Annotated in this window: 15 protein-coding genes; 5 read left to right on the top strand and 10 right to left on the bottom strand. The window is 64.9% G+C overall.

Annotated elements, in window-relative coordinates:
• Positions 1-45 precede the first annotated feature (45 nt).
• The 5 genes from I5R65_RS15135 to pilM are packed head-to-tail and all read right to left on the bottom strand — an operon-like array spanning position 46 to position 4,802.
• Positions 46-2,100, bottom strand: coding sequence for a type IV pilus secretin PilQ (locus tag I5R65_RS15135; protein ID WP_180668445.1), 2,055 nt, complete (start codon positions 2,098-2,100; stop codon positions 46-48).
• On the bottom strand, positions 2,097-2,777 hold the full coding sequence (locus tag I5R65_RS15130) for a hypothetical protein (protein ID WP_180668444.1): 681 nt from the start codon (positions 2,775-2,777) through the stop codon (positions 2,097-2,099). Before I5R65_RS15130 ends, I5R65_RS15135 begins: the two co-directional genes overlap by 4 nt.
• Positions 2,774-3,352 carry a type 4a pilus biogenesis protein PilO gene (gene pilO / locus I5R65_RS15125; protein WP_180668443.1) on the bottom strand — a complete coding sequence of 193 codons (579 nt, stop codon included), beginning with the start codon at positions 3,350-3,352 and terminating at the stop codon, positions 2,774-2,776. Before pilO ends, I5R65_RS15130 begins: the two co-directional genes overlap by 4 nt.
• Entirely contained in the window at positions 3,349-3,906 is a 558-nt protein-coding gene (locus I5R65_RS15120) for a PilN domain-containing protein (protein WP_180668442.1), read from the bottom strand. The genes pilO and I5R65_RS15120 overlap by 4 nt, the downstream gene beginning before the upstream one ends.
• The gene (pilM, locus tag I5R65_RS15115) at positions 3,903-4,802 is read right to left on the bottom strand and encodes a pilus assembly protein PilM (protein ID WP_180668441.1); all 900 of its coding nucleotides are present in this window, start codon (positions 4,800-4,802) and stop codon (positions 3,903-3,905) included. Before pilM ends, I5R65_RS15120 begins: the two co-directional genes overlap by 4 nt.
• Positions 4,803-5,145: 343 nt before the next feature.
• On the opposite strand from pilM, the gene I5R65_RS15110 reads away from it, so the two are divergent.
• On the top strand, positions 5,146-7,461 hold the full coding sequence (locus tag I5R65_RS15110; protein WP_180668440.1) for a penicillin-binding protein 1A: 2,316 nt from the start codon (positions 5,146-5,148) through the stop codon (positions 7,459-7,461).
• A 123-nt stretch (positions 7,462-7,584) separates the two neighbouring features.
• Here the strand turns inward: I5R65_RS15110 and I5R65_RS15105 are convergent, their stop codons facing one another.
• From I5R65_RS15105 to I5R65_RS15090, 4 genes are all read right to left on the bottom strand, one after another.
• Entirely contained in the window at positions 7,585-8,772 is a 1,188-nt protein-coding gene (locus I5R65_RS15105; protein ID WP_180668439.1) for a serine hydrolase, read from the bottom strand.
• Between the two features lie 38 nt (positions 8,773-8,810).
• Positions 8,811-9,560, bottom strand: coding sequence for a 7-cyano-7-deazaguanine synthase QueC (gene queC / locus I5R65_RS15100; RefSeq protein ID WP_180668438.1), 750 nt, complete (start codon positions 9,558-9,560; stop codon positions 8,811-8,813).
• Positions 9,561-9,668: 108 nt separating this feature from the next.
• Positions 9,669-10,457, bottom strand: coding sequence for a DUF3108 domain-containing protein (locus I5R65_RS15095; RefSeq protein ID WP_180668437.1), 789 nt, complete (start codon positions 10,455-10,457; stop codon positions 9,669-9,671).
• Positions 10,458-10,641: 184 nt separating this feature from the next.
• On the bottom strand, positions 10,642-11,784 hold the full coding sequence (locus tag I5R65_RS15090; RefSeq protein ID WP_180668436.1) for a DUF3108 domain-containing protein: 1,143 nt from the start codon (positions 11,782-11,784) through the stop codon (positions 10,642-10,644).
• A 123-nt stretch (positions 11,785-11,907) separates the two neighbouring features.
• Between I5R65_RS15090 and I5R65_RS15085 the strand changes: the two genes are divergently transcribed.
• The 4 genes from I5R65_RS15085 to rfaE2 all read left to right on the top strand — a co-directional run bounded on the left by I5R65_RS15085 (position 11,908) and on the right by rfaE2 (position 15,712).
• Positions 11,908-13,212, top strand: a complete 1,305-nt coding sequence (locus I5R65_RS15085; protein WP_180668630.1) for a branched-chain amino acid ABC transporter substrate-binding protein — start codon at positions 11,908-11,910, stop codon at positions 13,210-13,212.
• Between the two features lie 29 nt (positions 13,213-13,241).
• Positions 13,242-14,108 (top strand): PhaM family polyhydroxyalkanoate granule multifunctional regulatory protein, encoded by an 867-nt coding sequence (locus I5R65_RS15080; RefSeq protein WP_180668435.1) that lies wholly within the window; start codon positions 13,242-13,244, stop codon positions 14,106-14,108.
• 138 nt (positions 14,109-14,246) lie between these two features.
• Positions 14,247-15,101 (top strand): diiron oxygenase, encoded by an 855-nt coding sequence (locus I5R65_RS15075; RefSeq protein ID WP_006461501.1) that lies wholly within the window; start codon positions 14,247-14,249, stop codon positions 15,099-15,101.
• Positions 15,102-15,229: 128 nt separating this feature from the next.
• Positions 15,230-15,712, top strand: coding sequence for a D-glycero-beta-D-manno-heptose 1-phosphate adenylyltransferase (gene rfaE2 / locus I5R65_RS15070; protein WP_180668434.1), 483 nt, complete (start codon positions 15,230-15,232; stop codon positions 15,710-15,712).
• Positions 15,713-15,808: 96 nt separating this feature from the next.
• Here the strand turns inward: rfaE2 and I5R65_RS15065 are convergent, their stop codons facing one another.
• Positions 15,809-16,324 (bottom strand): copper chaperone PCu(A)C, encoded by a 516-nt coding sequence (locus I5R65_RS15065; protein ID WP_180668433.1) that lies wholly within the window; start codon positions 16,322-16,324, stop codon positions 15,809-15,811.
• Between the last annotated feature and the right edge of the window lie 25 nt (positions 16,325-16,349).

Here is a 16,349-nt window from a genome sequence, read left to right as displayed (position 1 = left end):
CCGGGAAAAATCGGGCTGCGGAGCGCGCCCGGAGGGCTGCCGGGCTCAATACGGGCGCGGCGGCGCAACGATACGGGGCGTGAGGAAGATCAGCAGTTCGGTCTTGTCGCGCACGCGGCTGCTGCTGCGGAACAGGGCGCCCAGGATGGGAATGTCGCCCAGCAACGGCACCCGGGTTTCATGGTCGTTGTCGGTCTGGGTATAGATGCCGCCGATGACCACCGTACCACCGTCTTCGACCTGGACCTTGGTCTTGACGTGCTTGGTGTTGATCGCCAGGCCGCCCGGGGTGACGTTGCCCCGGCTGTCCTTGTTGAGGTCGACATCGAGGATCACGTTGCCGTCGGGGGTGATCTGGGGCGTCACCTCCAGCTTCAGGTTGGCTTTCTTGAAGGCAGTGGCGGTGGTGCCGTTGCCGGCGGCCTGCTGGTAGGGGATTTCCTCTCCCTGTTCGATCAGGGCCGCCTGCTGGTCGGCGGTGATCAGGCGCGGGCTGGAGACGATCTTGCCGCGCCCGTCGGCTTCCAGCGCCGAGAGTTCGACGTTGAGGAAGCGCTGGGCGGCGGCGTTGAAGAGGGTAAAGCCGAAGCTGCCCGGCGCGGCGCCGCTGAGCGGCTCGGCACGCAGGTTCAGGGCCGGTTCGCTCAGGTAGAGGCCCGGCGCGGGCGCTGTCTGGCCGGTTTTCTCGCCGATGGCCGCATAGCCGTTGCCCACCGCCGCGCCCCGGGTGGTCGCCGCCAGCCCCAGCTTGACGCCGAGATTGCGGGCGAAGCTGTCGTCGGCCTCGACGATGCGGGCCTCGATGAGCACCTGGCGCGCCGCCACGTCGATGCGCTCGATCAGCTTGCGCACGTTGGCCAGCACGGCCAGGGTATCGGTCACCAGCAACTGGTTGGTGTGATGGTCGATCATGGCGCTGCCGCGACGGGACAGCAGGGTGTTGCGGCGCCCGGCCTGGGTGTTGCCGTCTTCGCCGATGCCCAATGCGCGGCGCAGGGTATCGGCGCGCTGGTAGTTGAGCTGGAAGCTTTCGGCATGGACCGGTTCCAGGTCGGCGATCAGGGCTTTCTGCTCCAGTTCTTGGCGTTCGCGCGCCTGCATTTCCTCGCGCGGGGCGATCCACAGCACCTCTCCGGTGCGCCGCATCTCCAGCCGGCCGGCCTGCAGGATCAGCTCCAGCGCCTGATCCCATGGGACATCCCTCAGGCGCAGGCTCAACTGCCCGGCGACGGCATCGCTGGCCACGAGATTGACGTCGCTGTAATCGGCCAGGACCTGCAGGGCGGTGCGGATATCGATGTTCTGGAAATTGAGCGATAGCCTGTCGCCGCCTTGGCGCTTGTCGGATTGCGTTCCGGACGCAGCGTGGGTGGCGTGGGTGGTGCTGCTGCCGCTGACGGGCAACACATCGATCACCAGCCGGCGGCCGCTCTGGTAGGCCTGGTAGCGCCATTGGCCCTGCGTTTCCAGCGCCACGCGGGTGCCGCCCTCGTAAGGATAGGCATGGTAATGCGTCACGGGTGTGGCGAAACGCCCGACCTCGACCGGTCGCTGCAGGGCCGGTGACAGGCTGGCGCCGCCGATGTCCACCACCAGGCGCCGGCCCAGTTGACGGACCTGAAGCGGTTGATCGGCCGCGCCCAGTTCCAGCCTCAGTTGTCCCTCACCGGCGGCGCCGCGGCGAAAGTCGATGGCCTGCAGCGCGCCCGGCTCGGGGCCGGCGCGCTGGTCGAGCTCGACCAGCAGGCGTTCATCCTCGATCCGCAGTCGATGGCTGACGGCGTGCTTGAGCTGTAACTGCAGCCGCAGCCGCTCGTCGTCGGCCGCCACCAGCACGCGCTTGAGCACACCGCTGGCGGCCAGCGTGCGGGGTAGCTTGTCGGCCGGCGTGGTCTGCGGCAGGTCCAGTACCAGTTGCGCCGGATCGAGTAGCTGGAATGTGCCGACCTGCGCCGGGTGCATGGGATGGGCCAGTTGCAGGGTCAACGTGGCACCCTGCGGGCGGTACTGGATGCTGATGCCATGCAGGCGGTTCTCGGCCAGGCACGGCCGGGGTGACAGGGACAGGAGACTGGCGAACAACAGCAGCAGGGCTCTCATCGCCGGCCCCCGGGGCGGATCAGGCGGCGCCCGCTGCTGCGCGGTGCCAGGCCCATGCTGCGGGCGTAGGGCCTTACTGTTGGACGTGAGCCGGCGGCATAATTTTCCATCGAGATGGTCTGGGTCGACCCGGCGTGGCGGATGGCGATCTGGTCTTCGTGCACCGCCAGTACTTCGCCCAGCGTGCCGGGAAGTAGGTCACCAACCTGCAGGCGACGAGTGGCGCCATCCAGTTCCACCAGTGCGATCCAGTGCTCGTTGCGACGTAGCGTGCCCAGCAGTCGCAGCGCCGGGCGCGCCGGGGTGGCTGCAGCGGATGACGGTGATGGGAGTGTTGGGGTGGCAGCGGCAACAAGGTCTTCGTCTTCCTCGCTTTCCTGGGCAGGGCCGGCTTTGCTGCGCGCCTGCCGTGACGTCGCCGCTGGCGTGGGGGCGTCGCTTTCGAGTTGGAAAGGATCGGGGAAATCGGATGACGGGCGCTCCGTTTCTCCCGAGAGCGGGCGCGACGCCAACGGCGGGGTGAACGGCACGTGCAGTGCCTGCGCCCGGGTGAGGGTGATCCACTGGCGGGTCGCCGTGGCCTCGTCGGGATGTTCCAGCGCCACCAGCGCGGCATAGGCGGCAGCGGCCAGCAACGCTGGCGCAAGCATCAGCGTGGCAAGGGATAGCGCGCTCATGGCGGGGACTCCAGGGCAGCCGAAGTGGCATTGCCAGCGGGCGCGGAGACCGTGGCCTTCATCAGCAGGGCCGCCTGGGGGCTGCGCTCGCTGGTGATTTCCAGGTTCTCGAACAGCACCGGCATCGGTGGCCGGCTGACCTGTTCGACGAAGCGCAACAGGCCGGCATGCTTGCCGCGCAGGCTGATGGCGGCGCTCAGCTTGCCGGGCTGGGGCTGGAAGGAGGTCAGCACCAGCCCATGCTCGTCGGCGCGACGCGCCAGCTTGGCGTGCAACAGTTCGGGTTGCTGCTGGTCGGGGCGCCACAGCTGAACCTGTTGCGCGACCAGTTGCATTTCCAGTGCGCTCTGGCGCGACCGCAGGCCATCCCGCTGTACCGCCTGGTTCAGGGCGGATTGGAACTGCACGCGCAGGTCCTGCTGTTGCCGCTGGGCGGACTGGCGCGATTCGTCCAGTTCCCCGACCGCCAGCAGCAGTCCGCTGGCCGCGCACAGCAGCGTAGTCAGCAGGTAGAGGGCCAGCCGCGCCGGCAGGGGCCAGTGGGCCGGATGGGTACGCAGGCTTGCGGGTTTCATTTTGGCTCCTTGATGGCGCTCGCGGCGGACGGCGCCAAGGGGATGACCACGCTGAAGGCGTAGCCACCCTCTTCGGCGTGCAGATCATTGAGGGTGGCGCCGTCCAGGCCGGCGCCGGAGAGGGCGGTGGCGTAGTCCTGCACCGCCTGCGCAGTGGTCGCATGGCCGCGTAGTTCGGCCCGTTCGGCCTGCAGCACGACGCGCTGCAGACGGGTCTGCGGGTTGCCAGCCTGGGCCGCGCCCCGCAGCAGCAGGATGGCCTGCTGGCGCCGTCGGGCCAGTTGCTCTTGCGCGCTGATCTGTTTGTTCAGCGCATCGATGCGGGCGCGCAGGGCACTGGTCTGTTGCACCTGGGCTGCCAGCGTTTGCAACTCCTGGGTCAGCAGGGCATTGGCCTGGTGTAGCGATGAGGTGTGCCACCACACCCGCAGGCCGGGTACCGCGGCGATCAGACAGCCCAGCAGCGCCGCCGCTCCCAGCCAGCGATAGAAGTCCCGTTCGCGCTGGCGTCGGCGCTGCTGCGGAGTGCGCGAGAAATCGAAGCTCGGCTTCATGCCATGCCCTCCCACGCCAGGGCCAGAGCCAACTGGTAGTCGACCGGGATTTGCGCGGCGATCGCCGAGGACAGCATCAGCGGCGAGGGGATCGGCGCGAGCTGCGCATCGATGCCGGCATATTTGATGAAGGCGCGTGCGGTGACGTTGAGGTTGGGGGCGTCGCCGCTGAGCAGCAATCTGCGCGGCAGGGGGGTGAGGAGCGGCGCCACGCTGGCCAGCAGGGGCAGCGGTCCGCGCGCGGCAGCCTGCGGCGACAGACAGTGGGTGGGCGCGGTGCCATGCAGCAGCCAGTTGCCACCGCGATCCAGCCGCAGGATCGCAGTCTGGTCGGCGCGGCGCTCATCGCGCAACCAGGCCGCCAGGCACAGGTCCTCCGGTGCCAGCGTCGCCAGGGGCCGGCTCAGTGCCTCGGCCAGTGCCAGCCGGTCTTCGATGGCCAGCGTGGAGGCGGCCAGTGCCAGCACCTGGACGTCGGCCGGTGAAGCCGGTTGCGGACCGAGTACCCGGTAGTCCAGTACCTGCGCCTCGTCCGACGCGCCATGGGCGGCCATTTCGGCGCGCACCTGTGCCAGGCGCTGGACCTCGCTGGACGCGGCCGGCAGGACCAGGCGACGGCCGGTCAGGGTGGCCGCCGGCAGGGCCAGCGCCAGCATGGCGCCCTGGCAGGCCGGATTGTCCAGCAGCGAGCGGCAGATCAGCACCAGTGCATCGAAGTCGACCACCTGTCCGTCGCGGCACAAGGGCCGGGCCGACCGGCGCTGATCCAGTCGCAGCAATTGCGGGCGTTGGCCGCAGCGGCGCAGCAGGGCCAGCTGGACCCGGTCGGGACCGATGTCCAGGCCGGCGCACAGGCGTGCCGACACCCGGCGGGAAGGAAAGATGGAGCTGGCCATGCCGCGGTTCTCTCGCAAGGGGAAAGGGGGAATTGTCTGGCCGGCCGAGAGGCGGGGGAATAGCGAAAAATTGAGGAATGCCCCTCAATTTGCAGCAAATGATGTCAATTACTTCACTTCCGTCCATCCTGACCGGAACCGTGCTCCTGCGCTTTGGTCTATTTGCAACACCTGGCCGCGCGGCCCTTCCGGGCGAGCCGCTATAATGCGGGCTTGTTTCTTCCAATCCGGCTCCGGCCTGCTTTAACGTTTATCTCGAATGTCTTCATCTTCCAACGGCGGCGATCAACACCAACCGGCATCGGCGGCGGATAAACCCGCAGAAAAGGCCCCGCGCAAGCGCATGCACTGGTCGCTGCGCATCCTCCTGGGCCTGTTTGGCACGGTACTGGGTCTGGTCGTGATGGTGGCGCTGGGCGTGACCTTCATCGTCGCGCTGACCTATCCCAAGCTGCCCGACCTCGATACGCTGACCGATTACCGTCCCAAGATCCCGCTGCGCATCTTCTCGGCCGATGGCGTGCTGATCGGCGAATTTGGCGAGGAACGCCGCAACCTGGTGCACTTCAAGGACATCCCGGACATCATGAAGAAGGCCGTGCTGGCCATCGAGGATGACCGCTTCTACGAGCACGGCGGCGTCGATTACCAGGGCATTGCCCGGGCCACCTTCTCCAACCTCTCCGGCGGTGGCGGCGGTGCTTCCACCATCACCCAGCAGGTGGCGCGCAATTTCTTCCTGACCAGCAACGAGCCGACCTTCCTGCAGAAGGCCACGCGCAAGTTCTTCTATGAAATCCCGCTGGCCTGGAAGATCGAGAACAACCTCACCAAGGACCAGATCCTCGAGGTGTACATGAACCAGATCTATCTGGGCCAGCGCGCCTATGGCTTCGCCTCGGCCGCCCAGATCTATTTCGGCAAGCAACTGAAGGACATCAGCATCGCCGAAGCCGCGATGCTGGCCGGCCTGCCCAAGGCGCCCTCGGCCTACAACCCGGTGGTCAATCCCAAGCGCGCCCATGCGCGCCAGCAGTACATCCTGCTGCGCATGCGCCAGCTGGGTTACATCACCGATGCGCAATACCAGGAAGCCAAGGACGAGGAACTGCGGGTCAAGGGCGACAGCTCGGCCTTCGGCATGCACGCCGAATACGTGGCCGAAATGGCGCGTCAGCTGGTCTACGCGCAATACAAGGACGAGACCTACATCCGCGGCCTGAACGTCTTCACCACCATCACCAAGACCGACCAGGATGCAGCCTACATCGCCCTGCGTCGCGGCATCATCGACTACGAGCGCCGGCATGGCTATCGCGGCCCGGAAGGCTATATGGACCTGCCGGACAACGCCACCAAGGAAGCCGTGGAAGATGCCGTGGAAGTGGAGCTGGCCGATCACCCCGACAGCGATGACATGGTCGCCGCCGTGGTGCTGGAGGCCAAGCCCAAGGAAATCACGGCCATGCTCTCCACCGGTGAAGAGATCAGCATTTCCGGCGCCGGCCTGGGCTTCGGCGCCAATCTGCTGTCGGACAAGGCGCCGCCGCAGAAGAAGATCCGGCGCGGCGCCATCATCCGCGTCTTCCAGGATGGCAAGGCCTGGATCATCACCCAGATGCCGGAAGTGGAATCGGCCTTCGTCTCGGTGAACTCGCAGGATGGTGCGATCCGCTCTTTGGTGGGCGGCTTCGACTTCAACCGCAACAAGTTCAACCACGTTACGCAGGCCTGGCGCCAGCCGGGTTCGTCGTTCAAGCCCTTCATCTATTCGTCCTCGCTGGAAAAGGGGCTGTCGCCGGCCACCATCATCAATGATGCGCCGCTGACCTTCACCCAGACCGGTGGCCAGGTGTGGCAGCCGAAGAACTACGGGGGCAAGTTCGAGGGCCCGATCTCGATGCGCCGCGCGCTGCAGAAGTCGATCAACCTGGTCTCGATCCGCATCCTGGAACGCGTGGGTGTGAAGTATGCGCAGGAATACATCACCCGCTTCGGCTTCGACGCCGACAAGAATCCGCCCTACCTGACGCTGGCGCTGGGTGCGGGCAACGTCACCCCGCTGCAGATGGTGGGGGCGTATTCGGTGTTCGCCAACGGCGGCTACAAGATCAATCCCTATCTGATCACCAAGGTCACCGACAGCAATGGCGAGGTGCTCTCGCAGGGCAAGCCGGCTACGGCCGAGGATGAATCCAACCGTGTCATCGATGCCCGCAATGCGTTCATCATGGACAGCATGCTGCGCGACGTGGTGCGCCATGGCACTGCGGTCAAGGCGCTGTCGTTGAAGCGTACCGACCTGGCCGGCAAGACCGGTACCACCAACGACTCCATGGATGCCTGGTTCGCCGGTTACCAGCCCGGCTTGACCGCGATTGCCTGGATCGGCTACGACCAGCCCAAGAGCCTGGGCGACCGCGAAACCGGCGGCGGCCTGGCCCTGCCGGTGTGGATCAGCTACATGTCCAAGGCGCTCAAGGATGTGCCCAACGTGGATCGCAAGGTCCCGGACGGCGTGATCGAATCGGGCGGCGAGTATTACTACGCCGAGTTTCCGCCCAGCGCCATGGTGCGCGACCTGGGCATGGGTGACCGCAGTGGCCTGACGCCTGAAGAAGAAAAGGCCAAGACGCAGATGAAGAACGAGTTGTTCTGAGCCTGCGTGGAAGAATTGGTCGGATAATGATGTATATCGTTTAGATTTTCTGCTGATTCAATGCAAACCGCCGGTCGCGAGAGCGTGACCGGCGGTTTTTTGTTGGTGCCCGCAGCGGATGGCTCAGTCCCGGCCCACCAGGTAATGGCTGATTCTGCGCATGGCCAGCGTGGTCAATACTTCGTCCTGTTCGGCACCGTAGTCGCTCAGCTTGACGATGACGGTGCGCGTCGCCGGATTGACGTAGATGTACTGTCCGAATACGCCGATGGCCGAGAAGTCCTGGTCCTGTGCGTTGCCGGGCGGAATCCACCAGCCATCCCGGTATTCGAGGATGTCGCTGCGATTGTCGGGACGGCGCGGTTCGGCCGCCCATGCGGGGCTGATCACCTGGTGCTCGCCGATACGTCCCTGGTCCAGATAGAGCAGACCCAGCCGGGCGAACTCGCGTGCAGTGGTGTTGAGGCAGCAGAAGGCCTTTTCCACGCCGTGCTTGCGGCTGTCCACGCTCCAGCTGGCATCCTGCTCCATGCCCAGCGGTTCCCACAAGGCTTGCTGCGCGAAGTCGGACAGGCGCATCCCGGTCGCGTGCGCCAGCACCCGCGACAGCACCAGGGTATCGACGCTGCGATATTCGAACCGCTCGCCGGGTGCAAAGCGCAAGCCATGGCGCCGGGCCAGGAAGCTGTGCAGGTCAGTGCTGACGAACATGCGCACCACCGGTGAGGTCAGGGAACCGGCATAGCGCTCGTCGACGTCGATGCCGGAACGCATGTCCAGCAACTGGCCGATGGTAATGCCGGCGTAGGCGGGTGCCAGTTCATCGCTCTTGAGGTAGTGGTCGATGGGCTCGTCCAGCGACTTGATCTTGCCTTGCATCAAGGCCACGCCAGTCAGCGCCGAGACAAAGGACTTGGCCACCGAGAAGGACGTGAAGCGGGAATTGGCGTCGAAACCGTCGATGTAGCGTTCATAGACCACGCTGCCGTCCTGCACTACCACGAAGGCGTGGGTGGCGGTGGTCTTGAGGAAGTCGGCAATGCTGAGCTGGCCATTCTTTTTCCATGGCACGTTGGTCTCCAGCGGACGCAGCGCCACGGGCAGCGCTCGCGGATGGCTGGAGCGGGCGATGGGGTTGGCGTCGAAGACCTTGTAGCTCTGGCTGCGCGGGGTCAGGTCGAACTGCAGGTCGACCAGCGCCGGCAGGCTGGGCAGGTCGGCGACGCGACGTCCGATTTCGGCGCCGGCCAGCAGGATCAGCAGGGCAGCAGCGCCGCGGGCCAGGCGCTGGGAGGTACGTGGGCTGGGCATGGGGCTCGTTCTTTTTGGAGTGAGCCTATTGTGCCTGATCAGCTGATCTTTTTGCTTGCCGCGTGCTGGGCATATTGCTGGTAGCCGCGTGCCCGCAACTGGCACGCCGGGCAGGTGCCGCAGCCATGGCCCCACGCATGCAACTGGCCGCGTTCACCCAGGTAACAGGTGTGGGTGTCGGTGCGGATCAGGTCGACCAGCGCGGTGCCACCGAGCGATTCGGCCAGCGCCCAGGTCTCGGCCTTGTCGATCCACATCAGCGGCGTCTCGACCTTCAGTTGGGTGGCCATACCCAGGTTGAGCGCAACCTGCAGGGCCTTCATGGTGTCGTCGCGGCAATCGGGATAGCCGGAGAAATCGGTTTCGCACATGCCGCCCACCAGCACGTTGAGTCCGCGCCGATAGGCCAGGGTGGCGGCCACCGTCATGAACAGCAGGTTGCGGCCGGGCACGAAGGTATTGGGCAGGCCATTGTCCTGCATGGTGATTTCGACGTCGCGGGTGAGGGCGGTGTCGGAAATCTTGCCGATCAGCGACAGGTCGATCATGTGATCCTCGCCCAGCCGCGCCTGCCAGTCGGGGGAAAATCCCTTCATCTTCTCCAGCAGGGTCGGTCGCACTTCCAGTTCGATGGCGTGGCGCTGGCCATAGTCGAAGCCGATGGTTTCCACACGCTGGTAGCGCGACAGCGCCCAGGCCAGGCAGGTGGTGGAATCCTGACCGCCGGAGAAGAGCACCAGGGCGCTCTGGGTGTTCAGGGTCGGGGCGATGGAGGAGGTGTCGGACATGGTTTTCTGGCTCACTGCTGGATGGGAGGATGAACGGATGGAGCGATGGGCACGGGGCCTGGCGGCATCCCTGCCGGCCAGGCCCCGCGTCTTGCGTGATGAGCCAGCTTAGTTGGTTTTGCTGACCGAATCCAGCACCTGCTCGATATAGTCGCCATTGGGATCGGTGAACTTCAGGCGCACCGGATACCACTCCATCTTGGGTGCCAGCCAGATATCGAGCTTCTGGGCCTGGTCGTCCGGCGGCGGGTTGCGGAACAGGTGCAATGCTTCGGTTTCACCCTGGGCCGTCTTGATCTTTTCGCGGCCGACCACCTTGAAGGTCCACTGTTCGGCGTCACGCGGACCGGCCACGAAGAACTTCCATTCCGAACCCGGCTTCATCTTCGCGGCATTGGCGCGCGCGATGGCGACGAACTGCCAGGTGATGCCGGTGCGATCCTGTTCGCCGCCCTGCAGCGGGAAACTCTCGCCGGATTCGGTGAAGGTGATCTTGTTCTGCTCACGGTTGAAGGTGGTGGTGGTGGGGTCGCGGCGCAGGCGCTTTTCCACGAAACGGGCCGGCGCCAGGCCGTAGGCATCGATGGCGCCCTCGCTGCTGGTTTCCAGGATCTTGCCCAGCAGCATCGCCCGGGTCTCGGTCGTGACGCTGTAGGCGGTCTTGCTCTGGGTCCACTTCACCAGGCCCTCGCCCTTGAGGTCGAGTCCGCTCTGCTTGGCCTGGATGGCGTAGTGCAGCTCGGCCGAAGGCGGCAGATTGAACGGGCGCTTTTCGACCGGGTGCGGGCCGTCGGCGGCCAGCAGCGGGGCGCTGGCCAGCAGGCCGGCCAGGGTCAGGGCGGAAAATCGTGATGACAGTGATGGCAGTGATAATAGACGGAAGGGAAAACGGTTCATGGCGAGCTCTTGGTAGGGATCTCTATGGATGGGTTCGGGCCATCGGGATGGCAGACGGCGGATGGCTTTCGGACCGGCAGGAATTCATACGACTGCGCTCGTTGCCGACGGTTCGGCCATCCCGGGAACGCAATTGTGCGCAATTGTTTCGGATTTTGACAGGACTTCGCGAATGCGGCAGGCCTTATTGCGGCAGCGGTTCCATGCCCGAGAGCGACAGGTCGATGAAATCCCCTCCCCGGGAAGGCGGCTCGGTATAGCGCACCCGCACCGGATACCATTCGTGCTGGGGCGCCAGCCAGATATCGACGCGGTCGTCATAGGAGCCGGGTCTGGGCATGCGGACCACGTGCCAGGCGTGCAGTTGTCCGATGGGTAGCGCGATGTCTTCCTCACCCTGGATCTGCATGCGCCAGACCTCGCCATCGCGTACGCCCGCCACGAACAGGTCGATCACCGCACCCGCCCGGAACTGGTCGGGGGCGCCACGACCGATGGCGGCCAGTTGCCAGATTACGCTGGCGCGATCCTGTTCGCCGCCGCGCCGTGGATAGGTGGTGGTCGAGGCGGAAAAGCTGACCACATTGCGCTCGCGGTTGAAGTGGGTGTTGGTGGCCGACTTGAAGCCGGTCTGTTCGGTGTAGAGCTCCGGCGACAGGCCATTTCCATCCAGGTCGCCCTGGCTGGTGAAGTTGAGTACGGTGAACACTAGGACCTTGGCCTTGCCCTCCACGCTGTAGTGCGGGCTGTCATTGCGCCAGGCGATGCTGCCGCGCCCGTAGCTGGCCCGTCCATCCTTGGTGCCGGTGGCGTCGTAGCGCAGCAGTACGCTCGGTGGTGCACTGGTCTGGTAGGACTTGCCGGCCGCATCGCTTTGGGCTTGCCCGCCCGCGACGCTGGCGCCCGCCGTTCCCTGGCCGTTGCCATCCGAGGTCTTGCCAGTGCCATCGGCCGATGCCGTGGCCGTCGCGGTGGCAGGCGTCGAATGCGGCGCCTCCGGGGCGGGTGTATAGATGGGCTCGACGGTCTCCCGTATCGGTTCATCAGGCGGTTCGATGGAAGGTTCGCTGCGGCGCACCGGGGCGGCTTGATGGCTGGCCGGCTTGGCGACCCGCGGTTGCGCCGGTTTGGGAACCGGCAGCGCCACCGCTTGTTCGGGGGGCGGCAGGGGGCGCAGTTCCACGGTCATGGCCTGCTCCTGCGCGGCGCCCGGCAGGATGATCTGGCGCCGCCCCCAGTCTACCAGCAGGGCGTGCAGTGCCAGGCTCAGTGCGATCAACAGCAGCAGGCGCGGCCAGCGCCGGGGTGGGGGGGGAACTTCGCTCATGTGCGCCAGTTTATCGGATCATGCCGGCAGCGTCGTGCGGGCGGAGATCAAGGGAGCGGCTATTCAAACATCGTACAATGCGCGTTTGCGCCTTTGCTCCGTTGACGCCGTCTCTTTCGAATGATGAACCTGTCCTTGTCCTTCCGTCTGTTCTCCCTCGCGGCGCTGGCCGCAGCCTCGCTATCACTGTCATTGGCAACACCTGCAGTACAGGCTGCGCCGGCCTTGCCACCGGTACGGATCGGCATGGTCGATGGTCTTTCCGGCCCCTTCGCCAATGCCGGCGAGGCCGTGGTGCGCAACATCAGCTATGCCATCGAGCGCGTGAATGCACGCGGTGGCGTCAGCCTGCCCGATGGCAAGCACCTGCTGCAGCTTTCCACCTTCGACAACAAGCTCGGCGTGGAAGACTCGCTGGTGCAGCTGCGCCAGTTGACCGACGAGCGCATCCCCTTCCTGATCGAGGGCAACAGCTCGGCGGTGGCAGCGGCCCTGATCGACGCGGTCAACAAGCACAACCAGCGCGAACCGGATCGCCGTGTGCTGTTCCTGAACTATTCGGCGGTGGACCCGACGCTGACCAATGAGAAGTGCAGCTTCTGGCACTTCCGCTTCGATGCCAGCGCCGACATGCGCATGCAGGCCCTGACCGAGGCCATCAAAGCCGACCCCGCGACCCGCAAGGTCTACCTGATCGGCCAGGACTACAGTTTCGGCCGCCAGGTCGCCAAGGCTGCCCGTGAGCAATTGGCCGCCAAGCGGCCCGACATCGCCATCGTCGGCGATGAACTGCACCCCATCGGCAAGATCAAGGATTTCGCCCCCTACATCGCCAAGATGCGCAGCGCCGGAGCGGATGCCGTCATCACCGGCAACTGGGGCAATGACCTCACCCTGCTGGTGAAGGCCGCCCGCGATGCCGGCTTCAAGGCCAAGTTCTATACCTTCTATGCCAACAGCCTGGGCGCGCCGGCCGCCATTGGCGAGGCCGGCGTGGGCGTGGTGCGGGCGGTGGCGGAGTGGCACCCCAATGCGGGCGGGAACCCCGGCTCGCCCAGCGATGCCTACTATCAGGAATTCCGCAAACGCTATCCCCAGCCCAAGGATGACTACCTCTACCTGCGCATGCAGGTCATGATCGAGATGCTGGTCAAGGCCATCGAAAAGGCCAGGAGCACCGATCCCAAGGCGGTTGCATATGCCCTGGAAGGCGCGCATTATCAGAACGCTTTCCATCAGGCCACGATGCGGGCCGAGGATCACCAGCTGATCCAGCCGCTGTACCTGATGCAGATGCAGCGCGCCGACAGCGGCGGCATCCGCTTCGACAATGAGGGTAGCGGCTATGGATTCCGCACCGAGCGCTTCATCCCGGCCGAGCAGACTGCACTGCCGAGCACATGCCGGATGCAGCGCCCGCCACGCTGACGACTAGAACACGACAACAGGAGCGACCAATGCTGAACCACGACAAGATGCCGGGCGCCGGCTCGGTAGGCGATACCATCGAATTCATGAAGAAGATGTGGGGCAGCATGGGCGCACCGTCCATGGCCACGCCCTCGCTGTCGGTCGAAGACATCAACAAGAAGATCTCGGACCTCAAGACCGTCGCCTCCTGGCTGGAGCTGAACCTGAACATGCTCAAGGCCACCATCCAGACTCTGGAAGTGCAGAGCGCCACCTTGTCGACGCTGCAGGCCATGAGTGCCATCATGGCTTCGCGCGGGACGCCGGAAGCCGCCGAAGGCAGCGATGCCGATGAGCAGGCGGCCACGCCACCGCCGTTCCCCTTCGGCTTCCCCCTGTGGCCTGGTGCCGCTGCTGCTGACGCCGAGCCGGAGCCCGAGGAGGCCCCGGAAGAAGTGGAGCCCGAGCTTGCAGCCGGGCAAGACAGCCAGCCCGAAGCGGCAGCGCCTGAGCAGGAGGGAGCCCCCTCCATCCCGCCCGCACCCGATTTCCAGTCCGCCATCGCCAATCCCAACGCCTGGTGGAATGTGTTGCAGGAGCAATTCAAGCATGCCGTCGGCAATGTGATGGCCGGCGCCCAGGCCGACCAGGCGCCGTTGTTGAAGCCCGCCAAGGCGCCCAGGCCGGCCAAGCGTAGCGAAAATAAGACAGTGTCACCAAAGTCCAAGACCGCCTCCAAAGCCAAGCCGGCCGGCGCTCCCAAGGCCGGCAAGGCGGTCAAGCCGGCGCCGAAGAAGCCAGCGGTCAAGAAAGCCCCGAAGACCGCGGCAAATACGAGCGCCCCGGCCCGGACGGCTGTTGTACAATCCCGGCAAAACAAGAAGCCAGCCTCCCGCAAGCCAACCTCCCCCTGATCCTCACCATGGCAAAGCCTGGTCCCGGGCGCAGACGCGTCCGACCAGCTGTCATATTGCTGAAACCTGAGCGTTTTAGTATGGTTAGGGAAAATCTTGTTAAAATCAAACACTTAACGCATATAGGCCCATACTCAGATGCTGTACCCAGAATTGTTCAAATCGCTAGAGCAGGTCCGTTGGAATATGGATAAGGATATTCCCTGGGACAAGTTCGACGCTTCCTTGCTCACCGACGAACAGGCGCAGACCATCCGCATGAATGCCATCACGGAATGGTCGGCACTGCCGGCGACCGAGATGTTCCTGCGCGACAACCGCGGTGACAGCGATTTTTCGGCATTCATGTCGGTATGGTTCTTCGAGGAACAGAAGCACTCGCTGGTGTTGATGGAATACCTGCGCCGCTTCCGTCCGGATATGTGTCCAACCGAAGAGGAACTGCACAACGTGCGCTTCGAGTTCGATCCGGCCCCGCCGCTGGAAACCCTGATGCTGCACTTCTGCGGCGAGATCCGCCTGAACCACTGGTACCGTTGCGCCGCCGACTGGCACACCGAGCCGGTCATCAAGCAGATCTACAAGATCATCAGCCAGGATGAAGCCCGCCACGGTGGCGCCTATCTGCGCTACATGAAGAAGGCCCTGAACGAAGTGGGCGACAAGGCCCGTGCGGCCTTCGCCAAGATCGGTGTCTTGATGGCATCGGCCCGTCGCACCGAGAAGCCGCTGCACCCGACCAACCTGCACGTGAACCAGGCGCTGTTCCCCAACGATACCGTGCAGAGCCGCCTGCCCGATCCGGAATGGCTGGAACGCTGGCTGGACAACCAGATCAAGTTCGACGGCGAATGGGAAAAGAAGGTCGTGGACCGCATCCTGCACAACATGTCGCTGCTGTTCGAACGTACCTTCAGCAATGTCCAGGAGCTGAACCGCTACCGCAAGGAAGTGACCCAGCGCATCCTGCCGGCGGGCGCCGCCGCAGCCTGAGTGCGGCGGTAGCACAGGCAGTACGCACAGGCGGTACAATTGCAAGCCGCAACCGAGGTTGCGGCTTTTTTCATGGGACGCGAGCCTCGCGCTCCGATTAACTCCACAGCCCAACCTAGCCCCCCACGATGGCCGACTTCGAATCCAAACTCTGCACCCGCGACGAACTCAAAGCACGTGTGGCCCGACTGCCCAAGCCGGTCGTGATGACCAATGGCGTGTTCGACATCCTGCATCGCGGCCATGTGACCTACCTGGCCCAGGCCCGTGCCCAGGGCGCTTCGCTGGTGGTGGCGGCCAATACCGATGCCTCGGTCAAGCGCCTGGGCAAGGGGGATGACCGTCCCATCAATAGCTGCGAAGACCGCATGGCGGTGCTGGCGGCGCTGGAATCGGTGGCCCTGGTGGTGCCTTTCGATGAAGACACGGCGCTCGAAGCGGTGCAGGAAGCCCGTCCGGATATCTACGTCAAGGGCGGCGACTACGACATGCATGCCATCCCCGAGGGCCAGGCGGTGGCAGCCTATGGCGGTCAGGTGCTGGCGATCGCCTTCGAACATGACCGTTCCACCAGCAAGCTGCTGGCCAAGGTGCGCAAGCTGGCCGGCTGAATACGCCACTGAAGACCGCAAACGACAAGGCCGGCAGGAGCATCGCTCGCTGCCGGCCTTGTCGTTTCAGACGATGGCCCGCTGGGCCGGGCTGCCTCAATGGTGCATGTGACCCTTCATGTCCTTCATGTCATCCTTGGCGCCGGCCGCCGCAGGATCCTCGACATTGACGATGACCTCGATCTTGCCCGCCTTCTCGAAGCTCAGGGTGAGCGGGATTTTCTCGCCCGCCTGGAGCGGCTTGGACAGGCCCATCAGCATGATGTGGTAGCCATTGCCCGGCTGCATGGCGATCTTCTGGCCGGGTTTGATTTCCAGTCCGCCATCGACTTCGCGCATCTTCATCAGATTGCCTTCCATGGCCATGGTATGGATTTCACCACTCTTGGAGGCCGGCGAGGAAACGCCCACCAGGCGGTCTGCAGCGCTGCCCTTGTTCTCGATGCTGAGGTAGGCGCCGGCGGCCGGCTGGCCGGGTACCGTGGCGCGTGCATAGGGATGGCCGATTTCCAGCTGGCCCAGCTTGAAGCTGTGGGCCTGCGACAGCGGAGCGGCGGCCAGCAGGGCAGCGGTGAGGGCCAGGCCGGCGCAGCGTTGGAAGAAATGCTTCATATTGTTGAGTCCTTTAAGTATTTTT

Origin of the sequence: Herbaspirillum sp. AP02, assembly GCF_015767275.1 — a bacterium.
Lineage (GTDB): Bacteria > Pseudomonadota > Gammaproteobacteria > Burkholderiales > Burkholderiaceae_D > Herbaspirillum.
Note: the sequence above shows the minus strand (reverse complement) of the source record. Positions and strands in the feature narration are given on the sequence as shown.